This is a genomic window from Microbacterium sp. CFBP 8794 (genome assembly GCF_014841235.1).
In the GTDB taxonomy this organism is placed as follows: Bacteria; Actinomycetota; Actinomycetes; order Actinomycetales; family Microbacteriaceae; genus Microbacterium.
This window is the reverse complement of the sequence record NZ_JACYTT010000003.1, coordinates 303,928-321,442: the sequence shown is the minus strand read 5'-3', so window position 1 is coordinate 321,442 and position 17,515 is coordinate 303,928. Positions and strand designations below refer to the sequence as shown.

The following is a 17,515-nucleotide window of genomic DNA, read 5'->3' as shown; positions in this document are numbered from 1 at the left end:
GAGCGCCCGGCGCGCATCTGCCCGGGCGCTCCTCCTGCACCGACCGGTGACGCGAGTCCCGTCGACGGCAGCGGCTTCGGAGCGGGTTCCGCTCGGCCGCTACGCGATCCGCGTCCCCGGCGGCAGGCGCTTCGCGGGCGTGCGCGTGCGGGAGATTCCCCACCACAGCAGTCCACCGGCGACCACCGCCTGCAGCAGCAGCCCCACGAACCAGCTCGGCGCGGTGCCGGCGAGCTGCTCCTCGGTGGTCGGGTAGTCGTATGCGCTGCCCGCGGGGTCGGCGCAGGCGTCGTAGCGCGGCGCCGGGTCGGGCTCGATCTGCGCGAGGCGCACGCCCGCGGCGATCTGCGAGAACAGGTCGGACGGGTAGCCGTCGCGATACGTCGGAGGCGTGGCATCCGCAAGGATCACGAAGGGGTTGGCCGCGAGCAGCCACCACACGCGGTCGAAGCGCGGGGTCTCGCCGTACGACCTCGACTCGACGCACTCGAGTTCGTCGTAGGTGGGGCACCCCGCCCCGGGACTCGGCGCGCCCGGGTCGCAGCCGGTGGGCACCGCGTTCCAGTCGACGTCGCGACTCACCGTCACCTGCGGCGTGCGCAGAGCGGCGCCGCCCAATCCGAAGGCGAGCAGCGTGCCGATGGTGAGCGCGGCGACCACCAGATACGTGCTGGCCACCGAGAAGATGGGCCGCGCGACCACCGCGCTGAAACCCACCCCGATCGCCGCGACGATGCCCACCTCGAGGATCAGGATGCCGAGCGAGCTCACGATCACGCCCGGATTCAGCGCCCCGGCGAACGTCGACACGACGAGGAAGGGCACGGCCACGACGAGGAAGGCGAGACCGGAGATCCAGGCGGCCAGGAACTTGCCGATCACGATCTCGGTCGTCGTGGCGAGCGTCACCTGCACCGGAGCAAGGGTCGCGCCGTCGCGGTCGCCGTTGACCGCGCTGCCGCTGAGCGTGGGCGACACCAGCAGCACGAGCAGGAGCACGAGCATGATGACGAGCGAGAAGAACCACTCGTTGCCGCCGCTCCAGAGCGAGAACGCGGCGAGCGAGAGCACCATGACACCGAGCAGGATCGCGGCGAAGATCCCGAGCAGCACGTACCAGCCCACCGAGCGGACGCGCTGACGCAGCTCGATGCCGATGATCGTGCGCAGGCGGTGCGGGTTCATGCGCGGCTCCCCTCGTCGTCGCGGTCATCGGGCACGGCGGGCGCCGTCGGCCCCTGTGCGGGGGCACCCGGCGGAGGCGGGGGCGGCGCCGACTCGGACCGCAGGTCGAGGAAGGCGTGCTCGAGATCACCCACGGCGGGAGCGAACTCCACCACCGGCAGGCCCGCGCCGACGAGAGCGCGCAGCCCTGCGACGGCACCCGCGTCGTCGGCGAACGGCACGAGAGCATCGCGCCGGTCGAGACCGATCTCGTCGCCGGAGCGGCCGAGGGCCGCCGCGATATCTCCGCGCGCCGCCTCGACCGACCTCAAGGAGTCGGTCGCCAGTCGCACGCGCCACACCCGCACGCGCGTCGCCGCCGCCGCGATGCGGTCGCCCGCGACGGTGCGTCCGTCGACCAGGAACACGGCGTCGTCGACGACCTCCTCCAGCTCGGACAGCACGTGACTCGACATCAGGATCGTGCGTCCCTCGGCGGCCAGGCGTCGCAACAGCACGCGCAGCGCGATGCGCGCCTGCGGGTCGAGGCCCGAGGCCGGCTCGTCGAGCAACAGCACGCGCGGGTCGTGGACGAGCGCGCGGGCCAGAGCGAGACGCTGCTTCTGTCCACGCGACAAGACGCGGGCAGGTGCCGCGGCGAGCGCGGTCAGGTCGACGAGCTCGAGAAGTTCGTCGGCGCGGGAACGCGCGGCGTCACGCGACAGGTCGTAGAGCTGCGCGGTCGCCACCAGCACCTCTCGCGCCGTCAGGCTCGGCCACGCGCCCAGGGAGTCCGGCATCCATCCGAGCACGCGTCGCACACCGGCCGGGTGGGCGACCGGGTCGATGCCGCCGATGCGCAGCTCACCGTCGTCGGGCCGCAGCAGAGACGCCAGCATGAGCATGAGCGTGGTCTTGCCCGAGCCGTTCGGTCCGACCAGGCCCGTGACGCGGCCCGGTGCGGCGGTGAACGTCACCTGCCGCACGGCCTGCACCGAACCGAATGACCGTCTCACTCCCGCGACTTCGATACCGGCGTCCATGGCCCCCACCCTAGAGGGGGGCTCCGACGTGGCTCGTCTCGCGATTCGCGGATGCCAGGACTCAGGATGCCGCCAGCGCCCGGCCGAGAGCGTCGCCCGACGCCCACGCGGTGCGCACCGCCGCACTCTCTCCCCACGCATCACCGCAGGCCGAGAGCCCGGGCGAGCGGAAGAACGGCTCCCCGGTCGCCTCGACGGGTCGGGCGAAGGTCCAGCGGTGGGCGCGCGCGGCGACGGGATCGGCATCGATCCGCAGAAGTCGACGGGTCGCCGCGACGACGGACGCGATCGCCGCGTCGGGGTCATCGAGGTGCCGTCGGGCGCGGTCGGCGGTGGTGTGCACCACGAGCACGGGAGCACCGTCGCCGCGACGATCGCCGTCGTCGGCGAGGAACGACACGTCGGCGTCGCCGTCGGCGAAGGCACCGTGCAGGTCGGCATCCCACTGCCTGTCGTCCCACCGGAGCACCACGGCGATGACCGGCTCCCAGTCCTGAGCGCCACCCGGAGCCTCGCCCGTCAACCGCGCAGCCTGAGGGGCGGGCATCGCGAGCACCACCTCGCCTGCATCGCGACCGTCGACGCGAAAGGGCTCGACGCGCTCGACGGCGTGCTCCGACACCACGTCGAGCCCCTCGGCCAGGTCGAGCGTCAGCGAACGCGAGCCCAGCGGAGCCGCCCATCTCATCGGACCGGGCTTGGGCGTCTGCCCGCCGTCGGCGTCGATGACGGAGAAGGTGTCGGTCCAGGGACGGGCGAGTCCCCGTTCCTCCCAGTCGGCGACGAGATGACCGAAGCGCTCCGCCTCGCCCACGACGAAGTACGACGCGCCGAGATCGACCGCGCGCCCGTCGATCGTGCGGCTCGCCAGGCGCCCACCCACGCGGCGCCCCCGATCGAGCACGCGCACCGACCTCCCGGCATCCTGCACCGCTCGCGCGCACGCGAGCCCGGAGATCCCGCCGCCGACGACCGTCACATCCACTGTCATGCGGTCATCCTCCCGCGTGATGCGAGGTGGAGGGGCGGGGTTGCGCGGCCTCCGATCCACCGCGCCCCGCAGATCGACTCGACGCGCTCAGCTCCGGAAGAACTCGACCCCCAGGTCGGGATTATCCACGAACACCCCGTCGAGCCCCGCGTCGCGCAGCACCGACCATTCCGCGCGGTGGTCGCCGAACGCCGCGGCGCCGCCGGGCCGCCGATACGCGCGCAGCAGGAACATATTCTCGGGACGGCATGTCCAGGTGAAGACGCGCAGACCGCGTTCCTGCGCCTCGGCCACGAGCGGAGCCGGGCCGCGCGCGCGGCCCCAGCGGTCGGGGGCGAGGATGAGGCGCTTGTCGGGGCTGATGCCATCGACCTCGGCGGCGAGCCCGTCGAGCCCCCGGGGGGTCAGCATGGCGGCGTACCCCGTGGCATCGGCGCCGTCGCGTTCCCGCAGGTCCCACGGCGCGCCGTCGGCCTCGATCAACTGCACCAGCGGAACGCGGATGCCGAGGTCGCGCAGCCGGGCGAGCACCAGCGGTTCGAACGACTCGATGACGAGGGAGTCGACGGCATCGGCCCATCCGCCCGCGCGCAGCTCGTCGCGCACGAGCTCGGCCACGTCGAAGCCGAGACGGGCGAACGCGGCCGCGTGCTTGATCTCGAGCACCACCCCGACTCCCCCCTCGCGGGCGAGATCGAGCACGTCGCGCAGGCGCAGCACGGGCTCGGTGTCGTCGTGGGCGGCGCTGGCGGGACGGATCGCGGGGATGCGCTCCCGGCACCGGAGGGTCTGCAATTCCGCCCAGGTGAAGTCCTCGGTGAACCACCCCTCGAGCCGCTCGCCGTCGATCGTCTTGGACGTACGCCGGTCGGCGAACTCGCGACGCGTCGCGACGTCGGTCGTGGCGCTGATCTCGTTCTCGTGACGCACGACCAGTACGCCGTCTTTCGAGGGGACGACGTCGGGCTCGACGGCATCCACTCCCGCGGCGATCGCCCGCGCGTACGAGCTGCGGGAGTGCTCGGGGAGGTACCCGGGGGCGCCGCGATGGCCGATCACGAGGGGCATTCCGTCACGCTAACGACGCCGGGTGAACAACGGGTCCGCTCAAAGCAGAATCCCAGTCAGCACAAGGAATCCCGCGGCCCCCTCGGCTAGTGTTGTCTGACAGCACGGTGCTGTGATCACCATCTTTGGAGTGTGAGTTCCCGTGGCCCTCAACAACCCGGCATTCAGCAACCCGGCGTTCCAGGACCCTCGAGCCGGTGGCGCCCAGACGCGCTACAGCCCGCCCCCGGCCGTCGATCCCGCCGCAGACGCGTCGATCGAAGGGGCGTACGCCGCCCCCGCGGCGAGCGCAGCCCAGACCGGTCGCATGACCGTCGAAGACACCGTCTTCAAGACGCTGGCCCTCTTCGGCATCCTCGTCGCCACCGCCGTCGTCGGCTGGATCTGGACGATGAGCGGCGTCAGCGTCGCCAACCCCAACCCGAGCGTTGCTCCGATGCTCATCGGCGGCCTGGGCGGCTTCGTGCTCGCCATGGTCGCGATCTTCAAGAAGAAGCCGTCGGTCCCCGTGTTCATCGCGTACGCGGCGTTCGAGGGTCTGTTCATCGGCGGAATCTCGTCGTTCTTCGAGTTCATGATGCCCGGCATCGTCGTGCAGGCGACCCTCGCGACCCTCTCGGTCGTCGGTGTGACCCTCGCCCTCTTCGCCAGCGGCAAGATCCGCGCCTCGAAGCGTGCCACCAAGATCTTCATGATCGCGATGGTCGGCTACCTCGTCTTCAGCCTGCTGAACGTCGGCCTCATGCTCTTCGGCGTGCTGCCCGAGGGAATGGCGTTCGGCCTGCGCAGCGCCACGATCGCCGGCATCCCGATCGGTCTGATCCTCGGTGTGCTCGTGGTCATCATGGCCGCGTACTCGCTGGTGCTCGACTTCGACCAGATCCAGCGCGGCGTCCGCAACGGCGCCCCGCGCGTCTACGCGTGGGTCGGCGCCTTCGGCATCATGGTCACCGTCGTGTGGCTGTACGTCGAGATCCTGCGCATGATCGCGATCATCCGCGGCAACAACTGACGCACCGATTCACGCGGAGGGCCGTCCCGTTCGGGGCGGCCCTTCGTCGTCGCCGCTCCTCCTTCCCGTTGAGTGTCCAGGACACGCCGCGCGACCAGGCCGACGTACGGCGTGTCCTGGACACTCAACGACGGGAAGGAGCGCCCGCAAGGGGTGCCGCGGCCGCTCGTCACGGCGCTAGCGTCGCGTCATGAGCCCCGCGAAGACGCCCGCCGAGATCCTCGACATCGACGGACACGAGGTGCGCGTCACCAGTCCCGATCGCGTCGTGTTCGCCGAGCCCGGCCTCACCAAGCTCGACCTCGTGCGCTACTACCTCGCCGTCGCCGAGGGGGCGCTCCGGGGCGCCGGTGGGCGGCCGATGGTGCTGAAGCGCTTCTCGAAAGGCCTCGACCAGGAGCCATTCTTCCAGAAACGCGTGCCCGAGAACCACCCCGCCTTCATCGACACCGCGACCCTGCGCTACGCCTCGGGCACGTCAGCGGAAGAGACGGTGATCCGGGATGCCGCGGGGCTGGCGTGGGTCGTCAACCTCGGCTGCCTCGACCTCAACCCGCATCCCGTGCGAGCCGAAGACCTCGATCATCCCGACGAGCTGCGCGTGGACCTCGACCCGATGCCGGGGGTCGACTGGTCGCAGATCGTCGACGTGGCCTTCATCGCCCGCGACGTCCTGCAAGACCACGGCCTCGTCGGCTGGCCCAAGACCTCGGGGTCGCGCGGGCTGCACATCCTCGTGCGCCTCCGCCCCGAGTGGAACTTCGCCGACGTGCGTCTCGCGGCCGAGACCCTGGCCCGCGAGGTCGAGAATCGCGCGCCCGGGCTCGCCACCGCCCGCTGGTGGAAGGAGGAGCGGGGCGAGAGCGTCTTCGTGGACTTCAACCAGAACGCCAAGGACCGCACGGTCGCGTCGGCCTACTCCGTGCGCGCCCTCCCCGACGCGCGCGTCTCGACACCGCTGACCTGGGACGAGGTGCGAAGCCGCCGCCCCGACGAGTTCACCGTGCTCACCGTGCCCGAGCGCTTCGCGACCCTGGGAGACCCGCACGCCGGGATCGACGACGCGGCGGGGTCTCTCGACGCGCTCCTCGCCCTCGCGAAAGAGCTCGGTCCGGCCGAGAAGCCCCCGCGTGGCGGCGACGGTTCGGGCCGGCGAGCGTCGATCATGCCGCTCATCGAGGTCGCGCGCACCAAGACCAAGCCCGAGGCGCTGGAGGCACTCGAGACGTGGAAGCAGCGGCATCCCGACGCCACCTCCGCCCTGCACCCGGCCGACGTGCTCGTCGACGGCATGCGCGGCTCGAGCTCGCTCTGGTACCGCGTGCGGGTGAACCTGCAGCACGTTCCGGATGCCGAGCGCCCGGCGCAGGAAGGCCTGATCGCCGACTACGACCCCTGGGCCGGCCGATCCCCGTCGTGAGCGTTCGAGAGCGAGGCGACGAGGTGGGCGCGACCGTAGTCGTACGCCTGATCGAGGTCGCCGCCGAGCCGGAAGGCCCCGCCGAGCTCCATGGTCACGAAGCCCGTGGCCCAGGCCGTCAGCAGTCGCGCGGCGTCGAGCGCGTGCTTCTCGCCCACCGCCGACGTGGTCGCCCGCAGCACCGGCGCGCTCGTGGCCGCGAGGCGATCGGCATCCACCACCGTCGTGAACAGCAGACGGAACGCCTCGGGACGATCGTGGCCGAAGCGACGGAACGCGATCAGCAGGGCGTCGAGGTCGTCGGATGCCGCCGTCAGCCGAGCGGTGAGCTCGTCGGCGGCCCGTTCCCCGACGCGCGCGAGCAGAGTCTCGCGGTCGCGCACCCTCTTGTAGAGCGAGGGCGCCTTCACCCCCACCTCCTGCGCGACGGCCTGCATCGTGACGGCGCTCGGTCCGCCCTCGTCGAGCAGTCGCGCTGCCGCATCGACGATCTCATCGAGGCTCGTTCTCTCCGGAGTCGGCATGATTCCTCCCATGGCTACGGATATAAGCTATCATGGCTAACGTTCGTAGCCATCCAGGAAGGCCCCTCATGAGACTCGCCCCGTCGCTCCACCGCATCGGCAACGACATCGTCGCCTCGTACCTCATCGTCACCCCCGAGGGCATCACCCTCGTCGACGCCGGACTCCCCGGCATGCACGCCGATCTGCTCCGAGAACTGGATGCCATCGGCCGCACCCCCGGCGACATCCGCGGCGTCGTGCTCACCCACGGCGACAGCGACCACGTCGGCTTCGCCGAGCGCCTGCGCCGCGAGAACGGTGTCCCCGTCTACGTGCACTCCGCCGACGCCGACCGCGCCCGCGGGGGCTCGAAGCCGAAGGCGGCCATGGGCCCGATGCGCCTCGGCCCGCTGCTCAGCTTCGCCGCCTACGGGATCCGCAAGGGCGTGCGCCCCCAGTGGCTGACCGAGGTGAACGAGGTCTCCGACGGCGGCGTGCTCGAGCTTCCCGGCAGCCCCCGCGTGGTCGGCATGCCGGGGCACTCCCCGGGGAGCATCGCCGTGCACTCCCCGGCCGTGCGCGCGGTGTTCGTCGGCGATGCGCTCACCACGCGCCACGTGCTCACCGGTCGCATGGGCGCCGCCCCCGCACCGTTCACCGACGACCCCGCCGAGGCGATGGCCTCCCTCGACCGCATCGCCGGACTGGATGCCGAATGGGTCCTGCCCGGGCACGGTCCCGCCTTCCACGGCTCACCGTCCGCCGCCGCCGACGCCGTGAGGGCTGCCGCGCGCGGCTGAGCGGGGCTCGCGGGGTTCGCGCGCGACGGCCGCTCCGCCCCCGTCGAGGCTCAGGGTCCGAGCCGTGGTCGCCGCAGCGCCCCGCCCCGCCGGGCTCAGCGCCGCCGGTCGCGCGACAGCGCCTCTGCGCACGCCGCCGCCAGCGTCTGCATCGCCCGCGCCGGACTCAGCGTCGTCGCCGCATCGAGGGCCTCGGTCGAGAGGCGTTCGCGCAGCGCGGCATCCGTCAGCACGCGCCGCAGCGCGTCGACGAGCGCATCTTCGTCGGCGTCGGGCACCAGGATGCCGCCTCCCCCGGCCAGCATGTCGCGCGGGCCGTAGCGGATGTCGTAGGCGACCACCGGGGTGCCGTGGGCGAGGGCTTCGGCCAGCGCCAGCCCCTGCCCCTCGAAGGCCGAGGTCGTGAGGTACACCGCGGCCCGATCGAGCACCGCGCCGGGATCGGTGGTGAGTCCGGGGAGCGTCACGACCTGGTCGAGGCCGAGCTCGGCGACGAGGGCTTCGAGGTCGGCGCGCTGCGCCCCTTCTCCCCACAGTTCGAGTCGCGCCCCGGGCACGTCGGCCGAGACGCGCGCGAAGGCACGGATGGCGTGCCCGAGCCGCTTACCGGGCGCGAGGCGACCGAGCACGACCACCCGGCCCGCGTCGCGATCGGCCGAGGGGACGCTGACCTCAGGACCCATCACGGCGTGCGGGGCGACGAGGTCGTGGGACAACGGGCCGAAGCGGTCGCGCACGTCGCACCGCTGGTAGTCCGTCGGCCAGAGCACCGCGTCGAAGCGCGGGGCGACGCGGAACCATCGCGTCCACAGCGCGTTGAGGTCGGAGTCATCCCGGTACGGCGGTTCGAGATGGATGGTGTGCACGGTGTGCACGATCCGCGCGCGGTCGTCGCCCCAGCCCACGATGAGCTCGCCGAGCTGACGCGACTCGCAGATGACGACGATGGGGCGGTCGTTCTCGGCGCGCAGGCCCGACGCGAGCGAGGTCAGCCACGCGCGGTACAGGGCGCCGAATCCGTCGACGACCCCGACGGGCTCGCCCGCGGCATCCCGGATCACGATGGGTGCGGTGGTGAGGTGCCAATCGGGGTCCGCGACCTGGGGCAGCTCGATGGCACCCCCGGCGACGCTCCGGTACTCGAACGCCGGGTCGGCCTCACCCTGGCGTGCCGCCTGCCGCACCCACGCGGCCGCTCCTCCGTCGGGTGCCACGGCCTCGTCGAAGAGGTTCCGGAACATGCCCGATGCCGCCGCCACCCCGCGCTCGACGAAGGTCGCCCGATGCGCCGCGTGCGCGTCGGCCGTGCCGGGGTCGACCGTCAGCAGCAGCGGAGCTGCTCCCGCCTCGGCCATCTGCCCGGCGCGCGCGAGAGTGGAGATCGTGTACCCCCCGTCGAGATCGGGGATGAGCCGACTCGACAGGATGAGGTACCACGCGTCGGGGAAGTCGCCGAGAGTCACTCCCCCATCCTCCCCCACGCGCCGCCGATTCCCCGGCCGGCACCGCTGCGGGTCAGGAGTCAGCCGAAGCTCACTCCCACTCGATCGTCCCCGGCGGCTTCGACGTCACGTCGAGCACGACACGGTTGACGTCGCGCACCTCGTTGGTGATGCGGTTGCTGATCTTCGACAGCACGTCGTACGGCAGCCGCGTCCAGTCGGCGGTCATGGCGTCTTCGCTCGAGACGGGCCGCAGCACGATCGGGTGACCGTAGGTGCGGCCGTCGCCCTGCACGCCGACCGAGCGCACGTCGGCGAGGAGCACGACGGGGCACTGCCAGATCTCGTCGTCGAGACCGGCCTTGGTCAGCTCGGCGCGGGCGATGGCGTCGGCCGCACGCAGGATCTCGAGGCGGTCAGCGGTGACCTCGCCCACGATGCGGATGCCAAGACCGGGCCCCGGAAAGGGCTGACGGCCGACGATGGCCTCGGGAAGCCCGAGTTCGCGGCCGATCGCGCGCACCTCGTCTTTGAACAGGGTGCGCAGCGGCTCGACGAGCTCGAACTGCAGGTCTTCGGGAAGACCGCCGACGTTGTGGTGGCTCTTGATGTTGGCCGTGCCCGCACCGCCGCCCGACTCCACGACGTCGGGGTAGAGCGTTCCCTGCACGAGGAAGCGCACCTGCTCCCCTTCGGCCGCGGCTTCGGCGACGAGGTCGGCCTGCACCTTCTCGAACGCGCGGATGAACTCGCGGCCGATGATCTTGCGCTTCTGCTCGGGGTCGCTGACACCGGCGAGGGCGTCGAGGAACGTCTCGCGTGCGTCGACGGTGATGAGGCGGACGCCGGTCGATGCGACGTAGTCGTTCTCGACCTGCTCGCGCTCACCCTGGCGGAGGAGTCCGTGGTCGACGAACACGGCGATGAGCTGGTCGCCGACGGCCTCGTGCACGAGGGCGGTCGAGACGGCCGAGTCGACGCCGCCGGAGAGGGCCGAGATGACGCGGCCGGTGCCGACCTGCTGGCGGATGCGCTCCACCTGCTCGGCGATGACGTTGCCGCTGTTCCAGTCCGCGGGGAGTCCCGCGGCCTTGTGCAGGAAGTTCTCGATCACGCGCTGTCCGTGGTCGGAGTGCTTGACCTCGGGGTGCCACTGCACGCCGTACATGCGACGGGCGTCGTTCGAGAAGGCTGCGACGGGGGTGTGCGCGGTGCGGGCGAGCACCTCGAAGCCCTCGGGTGCGCGCGAGACCTGGTCGCCGTGGCTCATCCAGACGTTCTGCTCGGCGGGCTGTCCCTCGAGCAACGTGCCCTCGGTCACGACGGTGGCGTCGGTCGCGCCGTACTCGCGGAGCCCGGTGTTGGCGACCTCGCCGCCGAGGGCTTTCGCCATGACCTGGAAGCCGTAGCAGATACCCAGCGTCGGCACGTCGAGGTCGAAGACGTCCTCATCGAGGCGGGGGGCGCCTTCTTCGTACACCGACGACGGGCCACCCGACAGGATGATGCCGACGGGGTTCTTCGCGGCGATGTCGGCGGCGGTCGCGGTGTGCGGCACGATCTCGCTGTACACGCCCGCTTCGCGGACGCGACGCGCGATGAGCTGCGCGTACTGGGCGCCGAAGTCGACGACGAGGACGGGGCGCTGGGACGTTTCGGTCTGTTCGGTCACCGCTGGCCTTCCGGGGCAGAGACGGGAGCGGATGCCAGGGCGGCCTCGCGCTCGGCGAGATAGGCGCGCACGCCGTGGGCGGTGCGCACCTCGAGGATGAAGGAGAGGAACGGCACCACGCCACCGAGGGCGAGGAACACGAACCGACGGAACGGCCAGCGCATGAGGCTCCACACGCGGAAGCACGAGATCAGGTACACGACGTAGAACCAGCCGTGCGCGACGAGGATCGCGAGAGAGACGTTGACGCCGTCACCCGTGGAGAGGATGCTGCACTCGTTGGTCCAGGGCACGAAGAGCGAGAACCACTGGCAATCGGGGCCGGGGATGGCATCCGCGAACCACAGGAAGCCACCCGATCCGCCGAGGAACAGCTCCATGTGCAGGGGCGTGTACTTCAGGATCATCTCGGCGACCAGCAGCAGCAGGCCGATACCGGTGATGACCGAGCAGATCTGGTAGAACTTCAGGGCTCCGCGAATCGCCGGGAACGAGGCGAGCTTCGGGGCACGGGGCATGGATGCCAGTCTAGTCGTGGGTTGCCGAGGCCCCCGCCGCGAGCGCGTCGGCGTACTCGTCTTCGAGATCTTCGACCTCTTTCTCCCACGCGTCACGTGCGAGGCGGTACCAGAGGTACAGCGCGAAGCCGGCGAAGATCGCCCACTCCGCCGCGTAGAAGATGTTCAGCCAGTTCACTCTCGAACCCTCGTCGGGCGCCGGTGAGGCGATCGGCTCGAGGGGCCCGATGGCGGCCTGCGAGGCGATGTACTGGCGGTACACCCGCAGGTCGTCGACGTCGTGCCACCGGCCGAGGAGCATCGCCGGGGACATGCGGGTGAGGGTCTGGGTGTCGGCCCCCCGGGGCGGAACGGACGGGCCTTCGTCGGAGATGAGACGACCCGTGACCTCGACGGTCGCGGTGGGGTCGGCGTCGACGGCGGCCTGGAGCTCCTCGACAGCGGCGTCGGCCTGCTCGCGCGAGGCGGTCCAGCCCGTGGCGACGGCGACCGACGTGGGCTCAGCGGTACCCGTGATGCGCAGCTGGCCCGTGACCCAGTACCCCTCGACGTCGTCGTTGAAACGAGACGACACGACGATGAAGTCGGATGCCACCCACTGGCCGCTCACCTCGACGCGCTGCCCGACCTGCGGCTCGGGCAGGTACGCGCCGGGCTGCACGACGTCGGCGAGCGGCTGGACGTTCTCGGTCAGGCCGGGCTCGGGCGGCGAGGTGTCGATCGCGCGGCCCAGCTGCCACTGCCCCAGCCACGCGAGGGCACCGGCGACGACGAGCGAGAACGCCAGCAGCGCGATCCACCGGGGTCGCAGCATGACCTCCCGCAGGGTGGGCGGGAAGATCCGCGGCGGCTCCGGTCGGGTCGCGGGGGTGACGGTCACTCGGTCTCCGTATCAGTGCCCGTAGGGGGCGACGACGACCTCGACCCGCTGGAACTCCTTGAGGTCGGAGTACCCGGTGGTCGCCATCGACTTCTTCAAGGCTCCGATGAGGTTCGCGGTGCCGTCGGCGACGGGCGCCGGCCCGAAGAGCACCTGCTCGAGCGGTCCGACGCGGTCGACCGCGACGCGGTGGCCGCGCGGCAGCTTGGGGTGGTGCGCTTCGGGACCCCAGTGGAATCCGCGGCCCGGGGCGTCGGTGGCGCGGGCGAGCGCCACGCCGAGCATGACCGCATCGGCACCCATGGCGAGGGCCTTCACGATGTCGCCCGAGGTGCCCACGCCTCCGTCGGCGATGACGTGCACGTAACGTCCGCCCGACTCGTCGAGGTAGTCGCGGCGGGCGCCGGCGACGTCGGCGACGGCGGTGGCCATCGGCGCGTGCAGGCCGAGCGTGGCGCGGGTGGTCGAGGCGGCACCGCCGCCGAAGCCGACGAGGACGCCCGCGGCGCCCGTGCGCATGAGGTGCAGCGCCGCTGTGTAGGTGGCCGCCCCACCGACGATGACGGGGACGTCGAGGTCGTAGATGAACTTCTTGAGGTTGAGCGGCTCGACGCCGCTCGAGACGTGCTCGGCCGAGACCGTGGTGCCGCGGATGACGAACAGGTCGACGCCCGCGGCGACGACGGTCTCGTACAGGTCGTGCGTGCGCTGCGGGGTGAGGGCGCCGGCGACGGTGACCCCCGCGGCGCGCACCTCGGCGAGGCGGTCGCGCACCAGCTCGGGCTTGATGGGCTCGGCGTACAGCTGCTGCATGCGCCGGGTGGCGTCGGCATCGGCCAGCGTCGCGATCTCGGCCAGCAGGGGCTCGGGGTCGTCGTAGCGCGTCCAGAGGCCTTCGAGGTCGAGCACGCCGAGGCCGCCGAGACGACCGAGCTCGATGGCGGTGCGCGGGCTCACCACGGAGTCCATCGGCGCACCGAGCACGGGGATCTCGAACGGGAACGCGTCGATGGTCCACGCCGTCGAGACGTCTTCGGGGTTGCGCGTGCGCCGCGACGGCACGACGGCGATGTCGTCGAAGGTGTAGGCGCGGCGGGCGCGCTTGGCGCGGCCGAGGTCGATCTCCATGGTCACCCCTCCAGCCTACCCGCGCCCTTCGACATCGCCGCCGGGGTCGGGAGCGCGGGCGGCATCGGCGGGCGCGGCGAGGTCGTTGCCGCCGCGGAGGATTCGCGTGAGGAGTCCGTCGAAGAGGAACACCAGGAACGCCATCGACCCGATCACCGGGCTCAGCGCCATCGCGACGAGACCCAGCACCACGGCGCTGAATCCCGCACGCCCCATGCGACGGGCGTCGTCGCGCGAGAGGTCGGGGATCGCACCGGACCGCGCCGCCCACACCCACTGGATCCAGCCGAGCAGGATCGCGAGGAAGAAGTTGACGGGCAGCAGCACGCGCCCCAGGAGCAGATCGTCGTAGGTGGTGTTGAGCGACGAGGTGAAAGGCACCAGGACCACGAGCAGCAGGCGGAAGCTGTTGATCCACATGCCGAGCGCGTCGATCCGCGCGATGTACTCGAACTGCCGCACGTGCGTCATCCACATGAGGCACAGGAGCAGAAAACTGATGACGAACGAGAAGACGGGGTGCGCGAGACCCACGAGACCGGCCGCGAGGTCGTCGTTCGTACGGATCGTCCCCAGCGACTGATCGGTGAGGCCCAGCACGAGCAGGGTCGCGGCGATCGCGAACACGCCATCGGTGAACGCCTCGGTCCGCCGCGCCGAGAGCGACGCCTCGGGGTGGCTCCTGCGTCGGATCATGCGCACAGCGTAGTCGCGGGAGCGGAACGACGAGGGGCCGGGCAGTCGCCTGCCCGGCCCCTCGTGAACCGCGTTACTTCTTGTAGTTCGGCGCCTCGACGACGATCTGCACGTCGTGCGGGTGCGATTCCTTCAGACCCGCCGACGTGATGCGCACGAAGCGACCCTTGCTCTTGAGCTCCTCGACGGTGCGGGCGCCGACGTAGAACATCGACTGACGCAGGCCGCCGATGAGCTGGTACGCCACCGCGGCGACGGGGCCGCGGTAGGGGACCTGGCCCTCGATGCCCTCGGGGATGAGCTTGTCGTCGCTGGGCACGTCGGCCTGGAAGTAGCGGTCCTTCGAGTACGACGTCTTCTTGCCGCGGGTCTGCAGCGCACCGAGCGAGCCCATGCCGCGGTACTGCTTGAACTGCTTGCCGCCCTGGAAGACGATCTCGCCCGGCGACTCGTCGGTGCCGGCGAGGAGCGAACCGAGCATGACGGTGTCGGCGCCGGCGACGAGCGCCTTGGCGATGTCGCCCGAGTACTGCAGACCACCGTCGGCGATGACCGGCACGCCCGCGGGGATCGCGGCCTGTGCGGCCTCGTAGATCGCGGTGACCTGCGGCACGCCCACGCCGGCCACGACGCGGGTGGTGCAGATCGACCCCGGTCCGACGCCGACCTTCACGGCATCCACTCCCGCGTCGATGAGCGCCTGAGCGCCCTCGCGCGTCGCGACGTTTCCGCCGATGACGTCGATGTGCGCAAACGACGCGTCGGCCTTGAGGCGGGTGACGATGTCGATGACGCCGGCCGACTGCCCGTTGGCGGTGTCGACGACGAGGACGTCGACACCGGCGTCGCGCAGCGCCTCGGCGCGCTGCCAGGCGTCGCCGAAGAAACCGATGGCGGCGCCGACGCGCAGCCGACCCTGGTCGTCCTTGGTGGCGAGGGGGTACTTCTCGCTCTTGTCGAAGTCCTTGATGGTGATGAGGCCGGCGAGCTTTCCGTCTTCGTCGACGAGGGGGAGCTTCTCGACCCGGTGCTTCGCGAAAGTCGCGATGACGTCGTTGGCGTGGATGCCGACGTGGCCCGTGATGAGCCCGTCCTTGGTCATCACGTCCTTCACCAGCGTCGTCTGACGCTCGAAGCCGGAGACGAAACGCATGTCGCGGTTGGTGATGATGCCCACGAGCACGCCGTCGGGGTCGACCACCGGCAGACCCGAGATGCGGTACTGGGCGCACATCGCGTCGACCTCGGCAACCGTGGCATCCGGGGTCGTGGTGATGGGGTTCGAGACCATGCCCGACTCGCTGCGCTTGACCTGGTCGACGATCGACGACTGGTCCTCGATCGAGAGGTTCCGGTGCACGATGCCGATGCCACCCTGCCGGGCGATCGCGATAGCCATGCGGGCCTCGGTGACGGTGTCCATCGCACTGGAGAGCAGAGGCGTCGCCACGGTGATGCGACGGGTGAGACGCGACGACGTATCGGCCTCGCTCGGGATGACGTCGGTGTGCCCGGGAAGGAGCAACACGTCGTCATAGGTCAGTCCGATGAAACCGAAGGGGTCGTGCTGCTCCATGGATCCTCCTGCGCGCGCGGCGCCTGTTCGAAAAAAGGACGACGTCGGCCGGGGCGCGCGAAGCGCTCCGCCCGTAATTCTAAGCGTCGGGACCCTGGGAATTGTTCCCGTGCAGGTGGCCGCGACGCGCAATCCTCATGACACGGTTCGCTAACGACGCGGTCGGCGAAACACCCTCGACACATTACGCTCGTAGCGTCGACCGTCGAAGCTGACGGACGACTTCGTCAGCGCTGCCGAACTGGAGACTCCGTGGGTCATTCCTCCCCCACCGCGACACGATCGCGATCCCTATCCCGCATGGCTGCCGTCGTCTCGCTCCTCGCGAGTGCGATAGCCGTCCTGAGCCTGCTCTTCGCGTCACCTGCGAGCGCAGCCGCCACCACCGCACCAACACCCGCCGCCACGACCGGAACGGGCGACGTCTCATCGCAGTACACGATCGGCGGCATCATCCGCGCCGAGGATGAACCGCTCGAGGGCGTCGAGATCTCGGTCGAGGGCTCCGGCTTCTCGGAGGTCGGCACGACCGGTGCCGACGGTCGCTGGTCGGTCGCGGTTCCCGGGCCCGGCAGCTACACCGCCGAGCTCCAGGTCGACACGCTGCCCGACGGTGTCGCACCCCGCGACCCCGACAACGTCACGCGTGACGTCACGGTGGGAACGACGAACACGGTCAACGTGCTCTTCCCCACCGGTGAGGGAACGGCGGCGAGCGGCTCGATCTGGGACACGTTGTTCTCGCGCTTCTTCTACGGCCTCAACTTCGGCCTGCTGCTCGCCCTGGCCGCCATCGGCATCTCGCTGATCTTCGGCACGACGGGCGTCAACAACTTCGCGCACGGCGAGATGCTCACCTTCGGCGCGATCATCTTCTACATGTTCACGGCCATGGGCTGGAACATCATCCTGGCGGTGCTGCTCACCGTGGCGCTCTCGGTCGCGCTGGGCTGGACACAGGATGCCGTCCTGTTCAAACCTCTGCGCAAACGCGGGGTGGGGCTGGTCCAAGTGCTGATCGTCACGATCGGTCTGTCGATCGTGCTGCGCTACCTGTACCTCTACTTCTTCGACGGCGGCACGCGCAACATCGACACCGGCATCACCGACAACGTCACGATCGGCCCGGTGACGGTCACGCTCACCTCGATCATCAGCATGGGCGTCAGCGTCGTCATGCTCGGCGCGGTGGCCTACTTCCTGACCCGCACCCGCATCGGCAAGGCCACCCGCGCCGTCAGCGACAACGCGTCGCTCGCCGCGGCGTCCGGCATCAACGTCGACCGCGTCATCCGCATCGTCTGGATGCTGGCCGGTGGCCTGACGGGCCTCTCGGGCGTCCTCTACGGCCTGTACCGCGGCGTCACCTGGGACATGGGCTTCGCGATCCTGCTGCTGCTGTTCGCCGCCGTCACCCTCGGCGGCCTGGGCAGTGCCTTCGGCGCCCTGGTCGGTTCGCTGATCATCGGCATCATCACGGAACTGTCCACCATCGTCATCCCACCCGACCTCCGGTACGCGGTGGCCCTGATCGTGCTCATCGGCGTGCTGCTCTTCCGGCCGCAAGGTGTGCTCGGTCGTAAAGAGCGGATCGGTTGA

At 70.7% G+C, this 17,515-nt stretch carries 16 protein-coding genes; 4 read left to right on the top strand and 12 right to left on the bottom strand.

Features of this window, described 5'->3' with window-relative positions; translation table 11 throughout:
- Positions 1 to 99: 99 nt before the first annotated feature.
- From IFU19_RS08985 to IFU19_RS08970, 4 genes are all read right to left on the bottom strand, one after another.
- Positions 100 to 1,185: an ABC transporter permease gene (locus IFU19_RS08985; protein WP_192013476.1), complete on the bottom strand. Its 1,086-nt coding sequence runs from the start codon at positions 1,183 to 1,185 to the stop codon at positions 100 to 102.
- Positions 1,182 to 2,207, bottom strand: coding sequence for an ABC transporter ATP-binding protein (locus IFU19_RS08980; protein ID WP_192013475.1), 1,026 nt, complete (start codon positions 2,205 to 2,207; stop codon positions 1,182 to 1,184). Before IFU19_RS08980 ends, IFU19_RS08985 begins: the two co-directional genes overlap by 4 nt.
- A 61-nt stretch (positions 2,208 to 2,268) precedes the next feature.
- The gene (locus tag IFU19_RS08975; protein ID WP_192013474.1) at positions 2,269 to 3,198 is read right to left on the bottom strand and encodes an NAD(P)/FAD-dependent oxidoreductase; all 930 of its coding nucleotides are present in this window, start codon (positions 3,196 to 3,198) and stop codon (positions 2,269 to 2,271) included.
- A gap of 87 nt (positions 3,199 to 3,285) precedes the next feature.
- The gene (locus IFU19_RS08970) at positions 3,286 to 4,266 is read right to left on the bottom strand and encodes a glycerophosphodiester phosphodiesterase family protein (protein WP_192013473.1); all 981 of its coding nucleotides are present in this window, start codon (positions 4,264 to 4,266) and stop codon (positions 3,286 to 3,288) included.
- Between the two features lie 142 nt (positions 4,267 to 4,408).
- Between IFU19_RS08970 and IFU19_RS08965 the strand changes: the two genes are divergently transcribed.
- Together IFU19_RS08965 and ligD are read left to right on the top strand one after the other, a co-directional pair.
- Entirely contained in the window at positions 4,409 to 5,278 is an 870-nt protein-coding gene (locus IFU19_RS08965; protein WP_192013472.1) for a Bax inhibitor-1/YccA family membrane protein, read from the top strand.
- Between the two features lie 190 nt (positions 5,279 to 5,468).
- Positions 5,469 to 6,698: a non-homologous end-joining DNA ligase gene (gene ligD / locus IFU19_RS08960; RefSeq protein ID WP_192013471.1), complete on the top strand. Its 1,230-nt coding sequence runs from the start codon at positions 5,469 to 5,471 to the stop codon at positions 6,696 to 6,698.
- Here the strand turns inward: ligD and IFU19_RS08955 are convergent.
- Positions 6,665 to 7,222, bottom strand: a complete 558-nt coding sequence (locus IFU19_RS08955; RefSeq protein ID WP_192013470.1) for a TetR/AcrR family transcriptional regulator — start codon at positions 7,220 to 7,222, stop codon at positions 6,665 to 6,667. The two genes, ligD and IFU19_RS08955, sit on opposite strands and share 34 nt — an antisense overlap.
- A 68-nt stretch (positions 7,223 to 7,290) precedes the next feature.
- On the opposite strand from IFU19_RS08955, the gene IFU19_RS08950 reads away from it, so the two are divergent.
- On the top strand, positions 7,291 to 8,004 hold the full coding sequence (locus tag IFU19_RS08950; RefSeq protein WP_192013469.1) for an MBL fold metallo-hydrolase: 714 nt from the start codon (positions 7,291 to 7,293) through the stop codon (positions 8,002 to 8,004).
- Between the two features lie 95 nt (positions 8,005 to 8,099).
- Here the strand turns inward: IFU19_RS08950 and IFU19_RS08945 are convergent, their stop codons facing one another.
- The 7 genes from IFU19_RS08945 to guaB form a co-directional block, all read right to left on the bottom strand.
- Positions 8,100 to 9,467 carry a glycosyltransferase gene (locus IFU19_RS08945; RefSeq protein ID WP_192013468.1) on the bottom strand — a complete coding sequence of 456 codons (1,368 nt, stop codon included), beginning with the start codon at positions 9,465 to 9,467 and terminating at the stop codon, positions 8,100 to 8,102.
- 70 nt (positions 9,468 to 9,537) lie between these two features.
- Positions 9,538 to 11,118, bottom strand: a complete 1,581-nt coding sequence (gene guaA, locus IFU19_RS08940; protein WP_055834003.1) for a glutamine-hydrolyzing GMP synthase — start codon at positions 11,116 to 11,118, stop codon at positions 9,538 to 9,540.
- Positions 11,115 to 11,636, bottom strand: a complete 522-nt coding sequence (locus IFU19_RS08935) for a DUF3817 domain-containing protein (RefSeq protein WP_055834000.1) — start codon at positions 11,634 to 11,636, stop codon at positions 11,115 to 11,117. The genes guaA and IFU19_RS08935 overlap by 4 nt, the downstream gene beginning before the upstream one ends.
- A 10-nt stretch (positions 11,637 to 11,646) precedes the next feature.
- The gene (locus IFU19_RS08930) at positions 11,647 to 12,516 is read right to left on the bottom strand and encodes an SURF1 family protein (protein ID WP_342343396.1); all 870 of its coding nucleotides are present in this window, start codon (positions 12,514 to 12,516) and stop codon (positions 11,647 to 11,649) included.
- Between the two features lie 12 nt (positions 12,517 to 12,528).
- A complete protein-coding gene (locus IFU19_RS08925; protein ID WP_055833994.1) occupies positions 12,529 to 13,644 on the bottom strand; it encodes a GuaB3 family IMP dehydrogenase-related protein in 1,116 nt (371 codons plus the stop codon).
- A 15-nt stretch (positions 13,645 to 13,659) separates the two neighbouring features.
- Entirely contained in the window at positions 13,660 to 14,340 is a 681-nt protein-coding gene (locus IFU19_RS08920) for a TMEM175 family protein (protein ID WP_055835854.1), read from the bottom strand.
- A gap of 73 nt (positions 14,341 to 14,413) precedes the next feature.
- Entirely contained in the window at positions 14,414 to 15,916 is a 1,503-nt protein-coding gene (gene guaB / locus IFU19_RS08915; protein WP_055833991.1) for an IMP dehydrogenase, read from the bottom strand.
- 300 nt (positions 15,917 to 16,216) lie between these two features.
- Here guaB and IFU19_RS08910 point away from each other — a divergent pair, with 300 nt between their 5' ends.
- Positions 16,217 to 17,515, top strand: coding sequence for a branched-chain amino acid ABC transporter permease (locus tag IFU19_RS08910; RefSeq protein WP_070408515.1), 1,299 nt, complete (start codon positions 16,217 to 16,219; stop codon positions 17,513 to 17,515).